Origin of the sequence: Schauerella aestuarii, from assembly GCF_009866805.1 — a bacterium.
In the GTDB taxonomy this organism is placed as follows: Bacteria; Pseudomonadota; Gammaproteobacteria; order Burkholderiales; family Burkholderiaceae_B; genus Schauerella; species Schauerella aestuarii.
Genome location: NZ_SIZW01000043.1, coordinates 951,519 through 968,338 on the forward strand (window position 1 = coordinate 951,519; position 16,820 = coordinate 968,338).

12 protein-coding genes are annotated in these 16,820 nt (G+C 62.7%); 10 read left to right on the plus strand and 2 right to left on the minus strand.

Going from position 1 to position 16,820, the window contains the following annotated elements; all coding sequences use genetic code 11:
• Positions 1–19: 19 nt before the first annotated feature.
• A complete protein-coding gene (locus tag EYW45_RS23550) occupies positions 20–3,763 on the plus strand; it encodes a YhdP family protein (protein ID WP_456238884.1) in 3,744 nt (1,247 codons plus the stop codon).
• A gap of 76 nt (positions 3,764–3,839) precedes the next feature.
• Here EYW45_RS23550 and rho read toward each other — a convergent pair whose 3' ends face one another.
• A complete protein-coding gene (gene rho / locus EYW45_RS23555) occupies positions 3,840–5,096 on the minus strand; it encodes a transcription termination factor Rho (RefSeq protein ID WP_161137857.1) in 1,257 nt (418 codons plus the stop codon).
• 81 nt (positions 5,097–5,177) lie between these two features.
• The gene (gene trxA, locus EYW45_RS23560) at positions 5,178–5,504 is read right to left on the minus strand and encodes a thioredoxin TrxA (RefSeq protein WP_161137858.1); all 327 of its coding nucleotides are present in this window, start codon (positions 5,502–5,504) and stop codon (positions 5,178–5,180) included.
• Between the two features lie 238 nt (positions 5,505–5,742).
• Here trxA and EYW45_RS23565 point away from each other — a divergent pair, with 238 nt between their 5' ends.
• The 9 genes from EYW45_RS23565 (at position 5,743) to EYW45_RS23605 (ending at position 16,738) form a co-directional block, all read left to right on the plus strand.
• Positions 5,743–7,704 (plus strand): DNA topoisomerase IV subunit B, encoded by a 1,962-nt coding sequence (locus EYW45_RS23565; protein ID WP_161137859.1) that lies wholly within the window; start codon positions 5,743–5,745, stop codon positions 7,702–7,704.
• 52 nt (positions 7,705–7,756) lie between these two features.
• Positions 7,757–10,066, plus strand: a complete 2,310-nt coding sequence (gene parC / locus EYW45_RS23570; protein WP_161137860.1) for a DNA topoisomerase IV subunit A — start codon at positions 7,757–7,759, stop codon at positions 10,064–10,066.
• Positions 10,067–10,473: 407 nt separating this feature from the next.
• Positions 10,474–11,016 carry a MarR family winged helix-turn-helix transcriptional regulator gene (locus tag EYW45_RS23575; RefSeq protein WP_161137861.1) on the plus strand — a complete coding sequence of 181 codons (543 nt, stop codon included), beginning with the start codon at positions 10,474–10,476 and terminating at the stop codon, positions 11,014–11,016.
• Positions 11,013–11,558 carry a diaminobutyrate acetyltransferase gene (gene ectA / locus EYW45_RS23580; protein ID WP_161137862.1) on the plus strand — a complete coding sequence of 182 codons (546 nt, stop codon included), beginning with the start codon at positions 11,013–11,015 and terminating at the stop codon, positions 11,556–11,558. The genes EYW45_RS23575 and ectA overlap by 4 nt, the downstream gene beginning before the upstream one ends.
• A gap of 88 nt (positions 11,559–11,646) precedes the next feature.
• The gene (ectB, locus tag EYW45_RS23585) at positions 11,647–12,960 is read left to right on the plus strand and encodes a diaminobutyrate--2-oxoglutarate transaminase (RefSeq protein ID WP_161137863.1); all 1,314 of its coding nucleotides are present in this window, start codon (positions 11,647–11,649) and stop codon (positions 12,958–12,960) included.
• Positions 12,957–13,355 carry an ectoine synthase gene (locus tag EYW45_RS23590; protein WP_161137864.1) on the plus strand — a complete coding sequence of 133 codons (399 nt, stop codon included), beginning with the start codon at positions 12,957–12,959 and terminating at the stop codon, positions 13,353–13,355. The genes ectB and EYW45_RS23590 overlap by 4 nt, the downstream gene beginning before the upstream one ends.
• A gap of 162 nt (positions 13,356–13,517) precedes the next feature.
• On the plus strand, positions 13,518–14,441 hold the full coding sequence (gene thpD, locus EYW45_RS23595) for an ectoine hydroxylase (RefSeq protein WP_161137865.1): 924 nt from the start codon (positions 13,518–13,520) through the stop codon (positions 14,439–14,441).
• 263 nt (positions 14,442–14,704) lie between these two features.
• Positions 14,705–15,568, plus strand: coding sequence for an MOSC domain-containing protein (locus tag EYW45_RS23600; protein WP_161137866.1), 864 nt, complete (start codon positions 14,705–14,707; stop codon positions 15,566–15,568).
• 129 nt (positions 15,569–15,697) lie between these two features.
• A complete protein-coding gene (locus EYW45_RS23605; protein ID WP_161137867.1) occupies positions 15,698–16,738 on the plus strand; it encodes a CDP-6-deoxy-delta-3,4-glucoseen reductase in 1,041 nt (346 codons plus the stop codon).
• Positions 16,739–16,820: the final 82 nt, after the last annotated feature.

Below are 16,820 nucleotides of genomic sequence, written 5' to 3' on the forward strand. Positions count from 1 at the left end.
CCCGCCCAGTTGCCCGCCCGTGTCTTTTTGCCGAACTCTCCTCCGCTGCGCGTACTGGGCCTTCGTGAGTGGGATCATCCTGGTGTCGCTGGTGTGTTTGGGTGTGCGCTATCTCGTGCTGCCCAATGTGGACGCGTGGCGACCCGATATCGAACGCTATCTGGGCGATGCCCTGGATACCCAGGTGACCATCGGCAGTATCGAAGCCGACTGGAAAGGCCTGCATCCTCAACTGCGCGCCAAGCGCGTCGTCATTTTCGAGCGGCCCACCGAACCCTTGTTGGTTTTGCCCGATGTGTCGGCCGTGCTTGGCTGGCGCAGTGTGCTCAGGCTCGAACCGCGCTTCGCCGCCCTGACACTCAAGGGGCTGACTCTGCAGGCGCGGCGCGACGCCGATAACCGGTTATGGATCGCCGGGCAGGTTATCGATCTTTCCGAAACGCGCGAGCCCGATCGACTGCGCCGTAATGCGGTGCTGCAGTGGCTCTCCAACCAGGGCGACATTTCGCTGGTCGAAGGCAATCTCACCTGGCTGGATGAACGGCGTGGCGCGCCGGCCGTCACGTTTACCGACGTAAGCCTGGCGTTGCGCAACGGCTTTCGCACGCATCGTTTCGCGATGCAGGCGCAGGGGCCGCAGGCGCTGGCAGGCACCCTGGATGTGCGTGGCGAATTTGAACTCGAGGCGGGATTTTTTCGGGCCCTGCGCCACGAGGCGGCAGACACGTCGCCGCGTTGGCACGGACGGGCTTATGCCGCGCTCGACGGCGCGATCCCGGATGCGTGGCAGCCCTGGGTGGATGTGCCCAGCGTCAAGGGACGCATGGCGGCGCGGGTTTGGGCCGACTTCAGCGATGGCCGCGTAGGCCAGGTCGCTTTCGATGCCGCCGCGCGCGATATCGACTCGGGCGCGCCTTCGGCGGAGCAGCCTGTGGGGTTGCGGTTCGCCCAGGCTACGCTGCACGCCGAGGGCTATGCCGGCACGCTGGTGGCCTCAGACGTCTGGCCCGTGGTCAAGCGCCCCGAACGCGAGCGCATGACGATCCGCGCGCAACTCAAGCAGGCGGTTGTCGACGTGCCGCAGGCCTATCCCGACCGCCCGGTGGTCGTGGACGAAGGCACCCTGGATGGCGCACTTTATCGCGACGCGACGGGGCAATGGCAAGCGACGATCGGTCGTGCGCAAGTCGCCAATGCCGACGTGAAAGTGCAGGCGCAGGGCCAGTGGCGAAGCGGTGGCAAATCGCCCGCAGGTACGGCAGATCTTCAGGCCGAGCTGACGGATGGCCGATTGGCCGCCGTGCATCGCTATCTTCCCGATGTGGTCAACGTCGACGCCCGCGAGTGGTTGGAAAAGGGCCTCGTGGCAGGAGCGATCCCACGCGCCTCCGTGGTGCTGAAAGGGGATTTGCGCGACTTTCCGTTTGTGGACGCGCCGGAGGGGGGCCGCTTCTTGCTCGCCGGCAATGTGCGAGACGCCACGATCGACTACGCCCCGGCCGAGGGCACTCAACCGGGCTGGCCGCGAGTGGAAAACGTGGCGGGGAACGTCGTCATCGAGGGCCAATCGCTCAAGATCGAGACGGCGCCCGGCGCCGTGCTCACCGTCGGCAGCGAGCCGCGGGTCACGTTGGGCGCCATCCACGCAGCCATCCCCAATCTCGAGCACGATGCCGTGCTGATGCTCAAGGGCACCACGCGCGGTACCGTACCGGCCTACATCCATCTCGTGCAGCGCTCACCATTGAGCGAACTGCTCGATCACGCCCTGGATCGCGCCCAGGGCACCGGCGAGATGCGGCTGGATCTGAATCTCGATTTGCCGCTCACGCACATCGCCGACGCCAAGATCGGCGGCGAAGCCCGCTTCGACAACAATACGTTCCAGTTTGCGCCCACCGTGCCGGCGGCCACGCAACTGACCGGGCCGCTGCGATTCGACGAGCAGGGCGTGTCGACGGATGGCCTGCGATCCCGGTTTTTGGGCGGACCGCTTTTGATCGTGGGCGAGCTCAAGCGCAGCGGTCAAAACCTCACATTCAAAGGCAACGCCACGGCGGCCGAGGCGACCCGTTTGCTGGACGATCCGTTGACCCGGCGCGTAACGGGCGGCGCCGCCTACAGCGGTCGCTTGACCTACGGACGCGGCGGTGTCGTGGACGCGACGATCGAAAGCGACCTGGTCGGTGTGGCCATCGACTTGCCGGCGCCGGTGGGGAAGAACGCGGCCACCGCCCGGCCCGTGAAAGTATCCTGGAGCGGTGCGCGGGATAGTGGCGTGAAGGGACGGCGGTGGCTCGATGTGACGGGCGGCGATAGTTTGACGGCGCGCATCGAGTGGGCGCCGGGGGCGGAGGGCGCCTTCCTGTTTACGCGCGGCGCGATCGGCGTGAACCGCGAGGTGGCGTTACCGCCTGCGGGCATCCGTGCCAGCATCGCGATGCCGTTTCTGGATCTCGATGCCTGGCGCGTCGTGCAGGATCAGCGCGACGAAAGCATTGCCGCCCGCACCCCCACCAAGGCGCTTTCACCGGCGGCCGCCGCCAATGCCGCCGCGATCGGCGCGCCGCGCACCGCACCGGTATGGCTGGATCGCGCGGACATCGACCTCGAACGCCTGCAGGCAAGCGGGCACCAGTGGACCGCGATGAAGGCGAGTCTGACCCGGCCGCAAACCGGGCTTTGGCAAGCCGATGTGGACGCCAAGGAAGTGAAGGGACGCGTGCAGTGGCGCAGTGCCACGGCGCCGAGCCAGGGTGTGGATGCCGGCCGCGAACAATGGATCGTGCGCCTGGATCGATTGATCCTGAGCGAAACCGACAGCGCCGATACCGCTGTCGAAGCGGCGCGCGACGCGCCTTCGGAGGACGACCCCCCGCTGGACATTCCCAGCATGGATGTCGAGATCAAGGCCTTGACCTATGTGGGCATGCGCCTGGGTTCGCTCAAAGTGGTGGGCGAGCGCGATGCCACGGCGCGCGGCGACGATCGTTGGCGCTTGACGCAACTGCGGATCGAAAACGATGCGGCCAAATTGAATGCCACCGGCACGCTGCAATTGCGTGGCGCCAATCGCGGCCTCACCACGCAGGCGAACATCGATATTGCGGACTTGGGCGAGCTGCTGAATCGCCTGGGGCATGCCGACACCGTGCGGGGCGGTTCGGGGTCGGTGCAGGCCCGGCTCACATGGCACAACCTGCCGTGGAGCTATCGGGCAGCCGATGTGGATGGCGACGTGGATGTGGCCCTGGACAAAGGCCGTTTCGTGCACGTCACATCGCGGTCGGCGCGGCTCCTGGAGCTGCTCTCGCTGCAATCGCTCGAGCGCATCGCCACGTTCAAGGCCAATCCAGCCGACCTCGTACGCGACGGCTTCCCTTTCGACACCGTGCGTGGACATCTTCGCGTCGCCAACGGGAATGTGTCCACAGACGACTACAAGATCAACGGCCCAGTGGCCGCGATCGTCTTGGCCGGTTCATCGAACCTGGTGGCCAAACGCTGGGACGTCAATGCCCTGGTCGTGCCCAATCTTGACGTGAGCGGTGCCGCCGTCGCGGCCGGCCTGGCCGTCAATCCCATTATCGGCATTGGCGCGTTTCTCACGCAATGGGTGCTCCAGCGTCCACTTTCGAAAGCGATGGCCATGCAATATCGCGTGTCGGGGCCTTGGGACGATCCACAGGTCAATCCGGTGGATACGATCAGCGGCGGCCCGCACGATGCGGCAAAAGCCGTACGCGATCACGTCGAAAACTGAGCGAACGTAAAAAAGCCCCGATCACGTCGGGGCTTTTGACCGCAGGTTGCCGTGCTCGACGGCAAACCGGCGTCGATTACTTCTTCATCATGTCGAAGAATTCGGCGTTGTTCTTGGTGGCGCGCATCTTGTCGAGGATGAACTCCATCGACTGCACTTCGTCCATGTCGTGGATGAACTTGCGCAGCACCCACACCTTTTGCAGCACGTCAGGCTTGATCAGCAACTCTTCGCGGCGGGTGCCGGATTTGTTGAGGTTGATCGACGGGTACACCCGTTTCTCGGCCAGACGACGCTCGAGGTGGACTTCGGAGTTGCCCGTGCCCTTGAACTCTTCGTAGATCACTTCGTCCATGCGGCTGCCGGTTTCGATCAGGGCGCTACCGATGATGGTGAGCGAACCGCCTTCTTCCAGATTGCGTGCCGCGCCGAAGAAGCGCTTGGGGCGCTGCAGGGCGTTGGCATCCACACCGCCGGTCAACACCTTGCCCGAGGCGGGCACGACGGTGTTGTAGGCACGTGCCAGACGGGTGATCGAGTCGAGCAGAATCACCACATCCTTCTTCATTTCGACCAGGCGCTTGGCCTTTTCGATGACCATTTCGGCCACTTGCACGTGACGCGTCGCGGGCTCGTCGAACGTGGAGGCGACGACTTCGCCGCGCACCGTGCGCTGCATTTCGGTCACTTCTTCCGGGCGTTCGTCCACCAGCAGCACGATCATTACCGCATCGGGGAAGTTGGCGGAAATGGCGTGCGCCATGTGCTGCATCATCACCGTCTTGCCCGACTTCGGGCTGGCAACGATCAGACCGCGCTGGCCCTTGCCGATCGGCGCAAAGATGTCGAGGATGCGGCCGGTCAGGTTCTCTTCGCTCTTGATGTCGCGTTCGAGCTTCATCGGCGAGTCGGGATGCAGCGGCGTCAGGTTCTCGAACATGATGCGGTGCTTGAGCGACTCGGGCAGCACACCGTTGACCTTGTCCACCTTGACCAGCGCAAAGTAGCGTTCGCCGTCTTTGGGCACGCGCACTTCGCCTTCGATCGAGTCGCCGGTATGCAGATTGAAGCGGCGGATCTGGGAGGGCGAAATGTAGATGTCGTCGGTGCTGGCGAGGTAGGACGTCTCGGGCGAGCGCAAGAAGCCGAAACCGTCGGGCAACACTTCGAGCACGCCATCACCGAAGATCTGCTCGCCTTGCTTGGCGCGCTTCTTCATGATGGCGAACATCATCTCCTGCTTGCGCAGACGGTTGGCGTTATCGATTTCGAGGCCGGCGGCCATTTCGAGCAACTGCGAGACGTGCAGCGCCTTCAGTTCGTTAAGGTGCATCGTGGTGGAAAAGGGAGAGGAATGAAGACGTTGAGGCGGCGGGCCACGGACGGACCCGCGCGAAATGACGAAAGACGTAGTTTACAACGCGCCGTCGAGAAATGCAGTCAATTGCGATTTCGACAGTGCGCCGACCTTCGTGGCGGCAGCTTCGCCGTCCTTGAAGAGCATCAGCGTGGGGATGCCGCGGATGCCGTACTTGGCAGGCGTATCCTGGTTCTCGTCGACGTTGACCTTGGCAACCGTGAGGCGGCCAGCGTAGTCGCGCGCCACTTCTTCAAGGATGGGGGCAATCATCTTGCAGGGGCCACACCAGGCGGCCCAGTAGTCCACGAGCACAGGCTGGCTCGACTTCAGAACATCGGCTTCGAAGGAGGCATCGGTGACGTGCTTGATTTGATCGCTCATTGTGGTCGCACTGGCTCAGTTGGGCGGGACGGCGGCAGAAAACGCGGTCGCGCGGGCAATGGAAGAGAGAAAATAGGAGCATACCACCGGAGTCCCTCCGGCCGGCATCGGCAATCTTGTGTAGGATGCTCGGGGCCGACATGGGGCTGCTTAACTGCTGACCAACCCAGCTCAACCCGCGCCAATGCTGGCGCGATGACTAAAATGTCGGTTTTTTTCCACAGAACTTGGGGATAACTTGGCCACCTCGCGTTACACCGAAGCGTCGATCCGGGTCCTGAAAGGACTCGAGCCCGTGCGTAGCCGCCCGGGGATGTACACCCGTACCGACAATCCGCTTCATATCATCCAGGAAGTCATCGACAACGCTGCCGATGAAGCCCTTGCGGGCACCTGCAAGAACATTCAAGTCACGCTGCTGGCCGACGGCGGCGTGGCGGTCGAAGACGACGGTCGCGGCATCCCCGTGGGGATGCACCCCGAAGAGGGCGCGCCCGTGGTCGAGCTCGTCTTCACCCGGCTGCACGCCGGCGGCAAATTCGACAAGGCGGGCGGCGGCGCTTACGCCTTCTCCGGCGGATTGCACGGGGTGGGCGTATCCGTGACCAACGCCTTGGCCACCAAACTGGAAGTGGTGGTGTGGCGCGACGGCGCCGTCAACCGGCTGGTGTTCAAGGGCGGTGACGTGGTCGAACCGCTGGCGCCTTACCCGGAAGCGGGCCGCAAGAAATCCGGCACGCGGGTGCAGGTGTGGCCGGATCCAAAATATTTCGACAGCCCCAATATTCCGCTGGCCGAACTCTCGCATCTGCTGCGCAGCAAGGCGGTGCTGCTGCCGGGCGTGCGGGTATCGCTGAAGAACGAAAAAACGGGCGACACCAAAACCTGGCATTACGCCGATGGCTTGAAGGGCTATTTGTCCGAAGCCCTGGGCGGCGCCGAACTCATGATTCCGTTGTTCGAAGGCGAGCAGTATGCCGGCCGCGACCATGAGAGCTTCGCCGACGGCGAAGGTGCGCAGTGGGTCGTGGCGTGGACCGAAGACGGCGCTGCGGTGCGCGAATCGTATGTGAACCTGATTCCCACGCCGGCAGGCGGCACGCACGAAGCGGGCTTGCGCGACGGGCTTTTTACCGCGGTCAAGAGCTTCGCCGAACTTCATAGCCTGTTGCCCAAGGGCGTCAAGCTGCTGCCGGAAGATGTGTTCGCCCGGTCGAGTTTCGTGCTGTCGGCCAAGGTGCTGGATCCGCAATTTCAAGGGCAGATCAAGGAACGGTTGAACAGCCGCGACGCAGTGCGGCTGGTCGGCGGTTTCGCCAAGTCGGCGCTGGACCTGTGGCTGCATTCGAACGTCGAGTACGGCAAGAAACTGGCCGAGCTGGCGATTCGCCAGGCCCAGGCCCGGGCGCGCTCGCTGCAGAAGGTCGAGAAGCGCAAGAGTTCGGGTGTGGCCGTGCTGCCCGGCAAGCTGACCGATTGCGAATCGAGCGATCCAACACGTACCGAAGTGTTCCTGGTCGAGGGCGACTCAGCCGGCGGGTCGGCCAAAATGGGCCGCGACAAAGAATTCCAGGCCATTCTGCCGCTGCGCGGCAAGGTGCTCAACTCGTGGGAAGTCGACCGCGACCGGCTCTTCGCCAATAATGAAATTCACGATATTTCGGTGGCGATCGGCGTCGATCCGCACGGCCCCAACGATACGCCCGACTTGTCGGGTTTGCGCTACGGCCGCGTCTGCATTTTGTCCGACGCCGACGTCGATGGCTCGCACATTCAAGTGCTGTTGTTGACCCTCTTCTATAAGCACTTCCCCAAGCTCGTCGAAGCCGGCAATGTGTACATCGCCAAGCCGCCGCTCTTTCGCGTCGACGTGCCGGCCGCGGGCAAGCGTCCGGCGCGCAAGGTGTACTGCCTGGACGACGGTGAGCTCGAGGTGGTGCTCGATAAGCTCCGCAAGGAAGGCGCGCGCGAAGGTGCCTGGAGCATCAGCCGCTTCAAGGGCTTGGGCGAAATGAGTCCGGAGCAGCTGTGGGACACCACGATGAATCCGGACACGCGCCGCTTGCTGCCGGTGGGCTATGGCGAACTCGACGCCGCCGAAACCACGCGCATGTTCGACATGCTGATGGGCAAGGGCGAGTCGGCGCAGCGCCGCACGTGGATCGAGGACAAGGGCAACCTTGCCGAACTGGATATCTGAAGCCTCGTCCGCGCGATGACGCGGCCGGGCGACTCAACAAGAATGTAGGACCATGACAGACAGCACTCAACCTGGATTGTTCGATACGCCGTCCGGCGATCCGGCCATCACGCTTGCGCGGTACGCCGAGCAGGCCTATCTCGACTACGCCGTTTCCGTCGTGCGCGGCCGGGCGTTGCCCGATGTGGGCGACGGCCAGAAACCCGTGCAACGGCGCATCCTGTACGCCATGCAGGCCATGGGTCTGGCCGCTGGCGCGAAGCCGGTCAAGTCGGCACGCGTCGTCGGTGACGTGCTGGGTAAGTATCACCCGCACGGCGACCAGGCGGCGTATGACGCCCTGGTGCGCATGGCGCAGGATTTCTCGCTGCGCTATCCGTTGATCGATGGACAGGGCAACTTCGGTTCGCGCGACGGCGACAACGCCGCTGCGATGCGATACACCGAAGCGCGGCTTACGCCCATCGCCCGCCTGCTGCTCGATGAACTCGACGAAGGCACGGTCGATTTCATGCCCAACTACGACGGCAGCCAGCAGGAGCCGGTGCTGTTGCCGGCGCGCCTGCCGATGATGCTGCTCAATGGCGCATCGGGCATCGCCGTGGGCATGGCCACTGAAATTCCTGCGCACAACCTGCGGGAGGTGGCGCAAGCCTGCGTGGCCTTGCTGAAGAATCCCAAGCTGGACGACGCCGAACTGTTCGGCATCATCCCGGGGCCGGATTACGCCGGCGGCGGCCAGATCATCACGCCCGCTGCCGAAATCGCCGCGATCTACGCCAATGGCCGGGGCTCGCTCAAAGCCCGGGCGCGCTGGCAATTCGAAGAGCTGGCACGCGGTCAGTGGAAGCTCGTGGTGACGGAATTGCCGCCGGGCACCTCGGGTCAGCGCGTGCTGGAAGAGATCGAGGATCTCACCAATCCGAAAATCAAGGCCGGCAAGAAAGCCTTGTCTGCCGATCAGCAGCAGTCCAAAGCGGTGATGCTGTCGATGTTGGACGCGGTGCGCGACGAATCGGGCAAGGACGCGGCCGTGCGGCTGGTGTTCGAGCCCAAGAGCTCGCGCATCGATCGTGAAGAATTCGTCAATATTCTGCTCGCGCAGACGTCGATGGAGAGCAGTGCGCCGATCAACCTCGTGTGTATCGGCACCGATGGCCGTCCGCGCCAGAAGGGCCTGCGCGATATCCTCACCGAATGGTTGGCGTTCCGCACGGATACCGTCACCCGCCGCAGCCGTTTCCGGCTTGACCGTGTGACCGATCGCATCCACGTGCTCGAGGGGCGCATGGCCGTCTACTTGAATGTGGATGAGGTGATCAAGACGATTCGCGAAGCCGATGAGCCCAAGGAAGCGCTGAAAGCGCGCTTCAACCTGTCCGACCGCCAGGCTGAAGACATTCTCGAAATGCGCTTGCGTCAATTGGCGCGGCTCGAAGGTATCAAGATCGAGCAGGAATTGGCCTCGCGGCGCGAAGAGCAAATCAAGCTGCAAGAGTTGCTCGACAACCCGAGCTCGCTCAAGCGCACGATCGTGCGCGAGATCGAGGCCGACGCCAAGGCCTTCGGCGACGATCGCCGCACATTGATCGAGACCGCCGAGCGCGCCGTGCTCGAGACGAAAGTGATCGACGAACCGGTGACGGTGGTCGTGTCGCAGAAGGGCTGGCTGCGGGCCCGTCAGGGTCACGGGCACGACGCCAGTCAGTTCACCTTCAAGCAGGGCGACGATATGTACGGCGCGTTCGAGTGCCGCACGACGGACACCATGATCGCCATCGGCGATAACGGCCGTGCCTACAGCGTGCCGGTTGCGGCGCTGCCGTCGGCGCGGGGTGACGGCCAGCCGGTCACGACCATGATCGATCTGGAGCCGCATCGCCGTATCGTCCATATGCTCGTCGCCGGTACCGAAAGCCGATGGCTGTTGTCGACGCAAAAAGGCTTTGGCTTTGTGGCCAAGCTCGGCGACATGATGAGCCGGCAACGCGCAGGCAAGCAATTCGTGTCGTTGGAAGAGGGCGATGTGCTGCTGCGTCCGGTGCCGGTCTTCGAGGGCGCCGACCGGTTGGCGTTGCTCTCGGCCAAAGGCAAATTCCTGCTCGTCGAGCTGGCTGAAATCAAAGTGATGACGGGCGGCGGCAAGGGAACGACGTTGATGGGGCTTGACGGCAACGACACGTTGTCGCAGGTGGTTCCGGTGGGGCCAAAGGGCTTGCGCGTGGTGGGGATCTACCGCAACAAGGAAGTCGAAGACATCCTCGGCAACAAGGAACTCATCATCTATATGGGCAAACGGGCCCGCAAAGGCCGGCAACTCGATGTGCGGCCGAAATCGCCGCTGCTCTCACCAGTGCTTTGATGTGGACGCGCACCGGGTCAGTCCGATGCGCAACATGGAGCACCCCGAAGGTTGGATCCCGATCCGGCCTTCGGGGTGTTTTTTTTCGTCGGCTACTTGTAAGTTAATCATACTTATTGAGGCGATAGTTAAAATCGATTTATGTTCGAATGATTCGCTACGCAAACCAATTGCGCGACCGTCGCGTCGGAAAAACGCTGCGATACCGGAGGCTTGGACGGAAATCATTCGTGTGCCTAGTCGCGGGGTGGCATTCGACCAATCGGTGAATTGGCGGCGGAATATGTCACAGATGACAGATTTAGCCAGGGGATAATTACCTTTATCGTGAACGTCAAGGTTTGACATCACTCATTCACGTCGATATCATTCGTGTTGAAATTAATTGGAGTGAAGTTATTTCACATATGACAAATACCCCAACAGTACCGACGCATCAGTACGACTTGCGGATCTTGCGGGCGCTCCGCCAGATCACGCGATCGATCGCGCTGCATTCGCGCCAACTGGCGGCGGTAAGTCACATCACTGCGCCCCAACTGATGTGCTTGCGCGCTGTCATCGCCAACGGTCCGCTGACGGCGACCGCGATCAGCCGCGAGATTCACGTCAGCCCGAGCACCGTTGTCGGCATCCTCGATCGCCTTGAAGACAAAGGGCTGATCCGCCGTGAACGCGGCCGAGAAGATCGCCGCATCGTCTTCGTGCGGCCCACTGACGCCGGCATCGTCCTGGCGGGCGAAGCGCCGTCACCCTTGCAGAAGCATCTGGCCGACGCGCTCAATGCCTTGCCCGAGCTCGAACAGGCCACGATCACGCTGTCGCTCGAACGCATCGTGGCGCTGATGGAAAAGGGGGGCCAGGCCGCCGAGCCCAGCGCCGATCCGCAATCGCCGATTCTGGAAGTGCCTACGCATGGCGCGCCGCCCGAGTCGGGGTTGGTGGTATGACAGTCGACGAATTGATCGCCCCATCCGATGTTGAAACCGGCACCGTATTCCGCGCCCCGCGCCGTGAAGATGGCGCCGCCATCAGCCGCCTGATCGGCGACTGCCCGCCGCTCGATACCAATTCGACCTACGCCTATCTCTTGCTCTGCGAACACTTTTCGCAGACGTGCGTGGTCGCGGTTGGCGAGTCTGGCGAGATCGACGGTTTCGTCTCTGCCTACATTCCCCCGCAAAAGCCCGATGTGCTCTTCGTGTGGCAGGTGGCCGTCAATGAGCGTGCCCGAGGCTCACGCCTGGCCGCCCGCATGCTGCATGCACTGGTGTGGCGCTGCGCGGCCAAGCCGATCCGCTACATCGAAACCACGGTTGGCCCGGACAACATCGCGTCCCGCAAGACATTCGAGGCCGTGGCGCTCGCCGCCGAGGCGCCGATCGCCGAGACGGCGTTGTTCGACGCCACGCTCCTGGGCGACGACGCACACGAAGACGAACGTCTTTTGCGCATCGGGCCTTTCGATATCGACATGCTCACGCCGCTCTAAGGCGGCGCGAGCCGGCAGAAGCCGGGTTTGAGGCGTTGGCCTTGCCCGGTCTGCCATTCAGCAACTCATTTCAGGGAGGGAAAAAAGCATGGACCTAAAGATTTTTGACCGTATGGAATCCGAAGTACGCGGGTATATCCGCTCGTTTCCGGTTATTTTCAATCAAGCACGCGGCTCGCTGCTGATCGACAAAGAAAACAACGAATACATCGATTTCTTCAGTGGCGCCGGCACCTTGAATTACGGCCACAACAATCCGGTGTTCAAGGAAAAGTTGGTCGACTATCTGCAGTCGGACGGCGTGGTGCACGGCCTTGATATGGCCACCAGCGCCAAACAACACTTTCTCGAAACGGTCGATCGCGTGCTGCTCAAGCCGCGCAACTGGAATTACAAACTGCAGTTCACCGGCCCCACCGGCACCAATGCCGTGGAAGCCGCGTTGAAGATTGCGCGCCAGGTCAAAGGCCGTTCGAACATCATTTCGTTCACGCATGGCTTTCACGGCGTGAGCGGCGGTTCGCTTGCCGCCACCGCCAACAGCAAATTCCGTAATGTCTCGGGCTATGCCCTGGGCAACACCACGTTCATGCCGTACGACGGCTACTTCGGTCCCGACGTCGACACGATGGCGTATGTCGAGCGCATGATCGAAGACAAGAGCAGCGGCATGGATCATCCCGCCGCCGTGATCGTCGAGACCGTGCAGGGCGAAGGTGGTGTCAATGTGGCAACGCTGCGCTGGCTCAAAGAGCTCGAGCAGTTGTGCAAGCGTCACGACATGCTGTTGATCGTGGACGACATTCAAGTTGGATGCGGCCGTACCGGCAGCTTCTTCAGCTTCGAATCGGCCGGCATCAGCCCCGACATCATCACGCTGTCGAAGTCCCTGTCGGGCTACGGTCTGCCGATGTCGCTGGTGCTGATGAAGCCCGAGCTCGATATCTGGAAGCCGGGCGAGCACAGCGGCACGTTCCGCGGCAACAACCTCGCGTTCGTCACCGCTGCCGAAGCGCTCGATACGTACTGGGCCGATGATGCGTTTTCGAAAGAAATCGCCCGCAAGGAACGCATCGTTCGCGACTGGCTCGAGAACGTGGCGCACAGCTATCCCAACGCCGGCCTGGAAGTGCGCGGCCGTGGGTTGATTCAAGGGTTGGTCACCGCCGGCGATCATGGCCTGGCCAATCAGATTGCGCACAAGGCGTTCGAACACGGTGTCGTGATCGAAACGTCGGGGGCCAACGACGAAGTGCTCAAGCTGCTGCCGTCGTTGACCATCGAAGATGAACTGTTGACGCGTGGTCTGGACGTGATCGAACGCAGCCTGGGCGAAGTGCTCGGCGATGCCGCCGGTCAAGGCTCCGCACGTGTTCTTAAATTTGGAGGAAAGCGTCGATGATCGTACGTAATGTCAAGGATGTGATCGGAACCGCGGACGAAGTCCGTACGGATACCTGGATGAGCCGCCGCGTGCTGTTGCAGAAAGACGGCATGGGATTTTCATTCCACGAAACCACGATCTTCCCGGGCGGTCGCACGCACATCCACTACAAGAATCACCTTGAAGCGGTCTGGTGCATCGAGGGCGACGGCCATCTCGAGGTCGTGGCCGACGGCAAGCGTCACGAGCTCGGTGCCGGCGTGGTATATGCGCTGGACAAGAACGACGAGCATTGGCTGTGCGGCGGCAAGGAAGCGCTGCGTGTGATCTGCGTGTTCAATCCGCCGCTCACCGGTCAGGAAGTGCATGATGCCGATGGTGTGTACGCCTTGCCGGAAAAAGCGGCGGCGTAACGCATAAGGGCAAGTTCCGGGGCGCGTGTCGCGTCTCGGACCGTTGATGAGAGCACCGACTTGCCCGACCGACTCCGCCCTGGCGGCGAAGCGATTGCGGTCAAGCGTGTTCGAAGCCGGGCCGAATGGTTTGAGCGGCCCGGAAGATAGGGAGGTAGTTTTATGATTTCACCTGCAAAAGATCCATATGCGTCACGTACCGATCGCGGCTCCGCGATCATTTCGCGTCAGGATCCCGTCGTCTACGGTGGCGGCACTTATGCCGATGGCGTATCCAGCGAGCAGATCGATTCGTACGACCGCAATGGCTTTCTGTTGCTTGAGGATCTGTTCCCCGAAGAGGAAGTGCGCGCGCTGTCGACCGAAGTCGAACGCATGACGCGCGATCCGGCGATCGTCCGCCGTGAAGAGTCCATTACCGAACCCAATAGCAATGCCGTGCGCTCCATTTTCATGGTGCATGTGTTGAGCCCGATCATTGCGCGCCTGGCGCGCGATCCGCGCTTGGTCAACGTCGCGCGTCAGATCCTCGGCTCCGAGGTGTACATGCATCAGTCGCGCGCCAATATGAAACCTGGCTTCAAGGGCAAGGAGTTCTACTGGCACAGCGATTTCGAAACGTGGCACGTCGAAGACGGCATGCCCTCGATGCGGGCGCTGAGCTGCTCGATTCTGCTTTCCGACAACAACGCCTGCAATGGCCCGTTGATGTTGGTGCCCGGTTCGCACCGCCAATTCATTTCGTGCGTGGGCGAGACGCCCGACGAGAACTACAAGCAGTCGCTCAAGAAGCAGGAGTACGGCGTGCCCGATCCGGTCAGCCTGCAATTGCTGGTGGAGCAGGGCGGTATCACCCCCATCACGGCCAAGGCCGGATCGGTGGTGTTCTTCGACTGCAACACCATGCACGGCTCCAACGGCAATATTTCGCCGTGGCCCCGCGCCAATGTGTTCATGGTGTACAACAGCGTCGAGAACACGCTGAATCCGCCGAAGTACGGGCTGGATCCGCGCCCCGAACACATTGCCCATCGCAAGAGTTTCAAGGCGCTCACGCCGCTCGATTCGCTCAAGATCGTGAGCTGAGCTGAGCTAAGCGCGAGGCGCACGATGGCGCAAGCGCCTTCAGGCCATCGCGTTGACGTGGCTCAGGCCCTGCCGCAGAACCCCGACCCCGGTCGGGGTTTTATTTTGTGGGGTCGCGCGCTGAGCGTTGCCTTTCGTCGCTGCCGTCGCACGGTTCCGGCCTACCGATGACAACGCAGTCTTGGCGTGGTCCCGGCGATCAGGCATGATGCGCGGATTCGATTTGTTTGCGCCGCTATCGCGCCATTCTTCCGGGCTTCGCCATGTCTATCGTCGTCTCGCGTTTGTATATCTATCCCGTCAAGTCCTGCGCCGGCATCCCGCTGGACGCTGCGGCCATCGGCGTCGCGGGCCTGCAACACGATCGCCAGTGGATGATCGTGGCCGATGCCGGCGGCTTCATGACGCAGCGTGCCTATCCCCGCATGGCGCTGATCCGCACTGCGATCGAAGCCGACGCGCTGGTGCTCGATGGCCCCGATATGCCCACGTTGCGTGTGCCGTTGAGCGTGCCGCGCGGCGAGCCGCGGCAGGTGGCGGTATTTTCGCAAACGCTCGATGCCCAGAACGACTCGGCCGAGGCCGCCGCCTGGTGCTCGGCATTTCTGCAGGTGCCCTGCAAATTGGTGCGGGTGCATCCCGAGGCGCAACGCCTGGCCGATCCCGCTCGCGTGCGGGCCTGGATCGAGAATCACGAAGAGGACGCGTCGGGCATGGCGGACGCCAACGCCTTCGGCTTTGCCGATGGCTTTCCGCTGCTCGTCACCAACGAGGCCTCGCTCGAGGACGTCAATCGCCGTTTGCGCGCCGCCGGCCATGCCGACATCGATATGGACCGGTTCCGGCCGAATATCGTCGTGAGCGGTCTGGACGCCTTCGACGAGGACAACATCGCACTCTTGCGGGTGGGTGACATCCGGCTGGGCTTCGTCAAGCCGTGCGCGCGCTGCGGCATTCCGAATGTCGACCCCCGCGATGCCAGTGTGCATACCGAGCCGGGTGCCACCCTCGCCGGCTACCGGCAGCAAGAGGGCGGGGTGATTTTCGGCGAGAACGGTATTGTTGACGCGCCGCCGGGTGCCGTGCTGCGGGTGGGCGACGCGGTCGAGGTCATCTACGATTTTTGATACGCAATCCGGCCCATTCGCAGCGCAGCACCGCCCTGAAAAGCCCCGGTTCGTCCCGGGCCGAATTAAATAATAGAATGGCAGGCTATTCGAATCCATTGCCGTTCGCAGGCACTACGCATCGCCATCATGAGCTTCCAGGTCACCGTTCAGCCCAGCCAGCACCATTTCACTGCCGAACCCGGTCAAACGCTGCTCGACGCCGCGCTGGCCTCGGGCATCGTCCTGCCCTATAGCTGTCGCAACGGCGCGTGTTCGTCCTGCAAGGGCCGCGTGGTATCAGGCGACTTCGACGCCGGCCCCCATCCAGCGCAGGTGCTCGGCCCTGAGGATCTCGCGGCAGGGTTTACCTTGTTCTGCCAGGCCAAGCCGCAGTCCGATATGGTGATCGACGCGCCGCAGGTACGGCTCGCCACCGATATCCAGATCCGCAAGCTGCCGGCACGTGTGCAAGTGCTCGAGCGTATGACCGATGATGTGGCCATCATCAAGCTGCAATTGCCGGCGGCCGATCCGTTCCGGTATTACGCCGGTCAGTACGTCGAAATCATCATGAAGGATGGCGCGCGCCGCAGCTATTCGATGGCCGGCGCGCCGCATTCGGGCAGCCCGCTCGAGCTGCACGTGCGTCATTTGCCGGGTGGCCGCTTTACCGATCACGTGTTCGGCGCAGGCACCACGCAGATGAAAGAGCGCGAGATTCTGCGTCTTGAGGGGCCGTTCGGCTCGTTTTTCCTGCGTGAAGATAGCGACAAGCCGATCGTGCTGCTGGCTAGCGGCACGGGCTTCGCACCCATCAAGGCCATTGTCGAACACATGGCGCATCTGGGTATCGAACGCCAGGTGCACCTGTATTGGGGCGGCCGTCGCCCCAATGATCTCTACATGAGCGCCATGGCGCAGTCGTGGGCCGATACGATGCCCCAGCTCACCTTCGTGCCCGTCATTTCCAATGCCCTGCAGGAAGATGGCTGGCATGGGCGCACCGGCTTCGTGCACGAAGCCGTCATGGCCGACTTTCCCGACTTGTCGGGCTACCAGGTCTATGCCTGCGGCGTGCCCATCATGGTCGATACCGCGCGCCGCGAGTTCGTCGCCCAGCGCGGTTTGCCTGAAGCTGAATTTTTTGCCGATGCCTTCACGTCGCAGGCCGATCTCGCTGCTACCTGATGCGGCCCTGCAACGCCCGGCCCGCGTGCTTGCGCGGGGCGCGGTCGAGCGGCTGAGCGGCGATGTACACTGCCCGATCGGC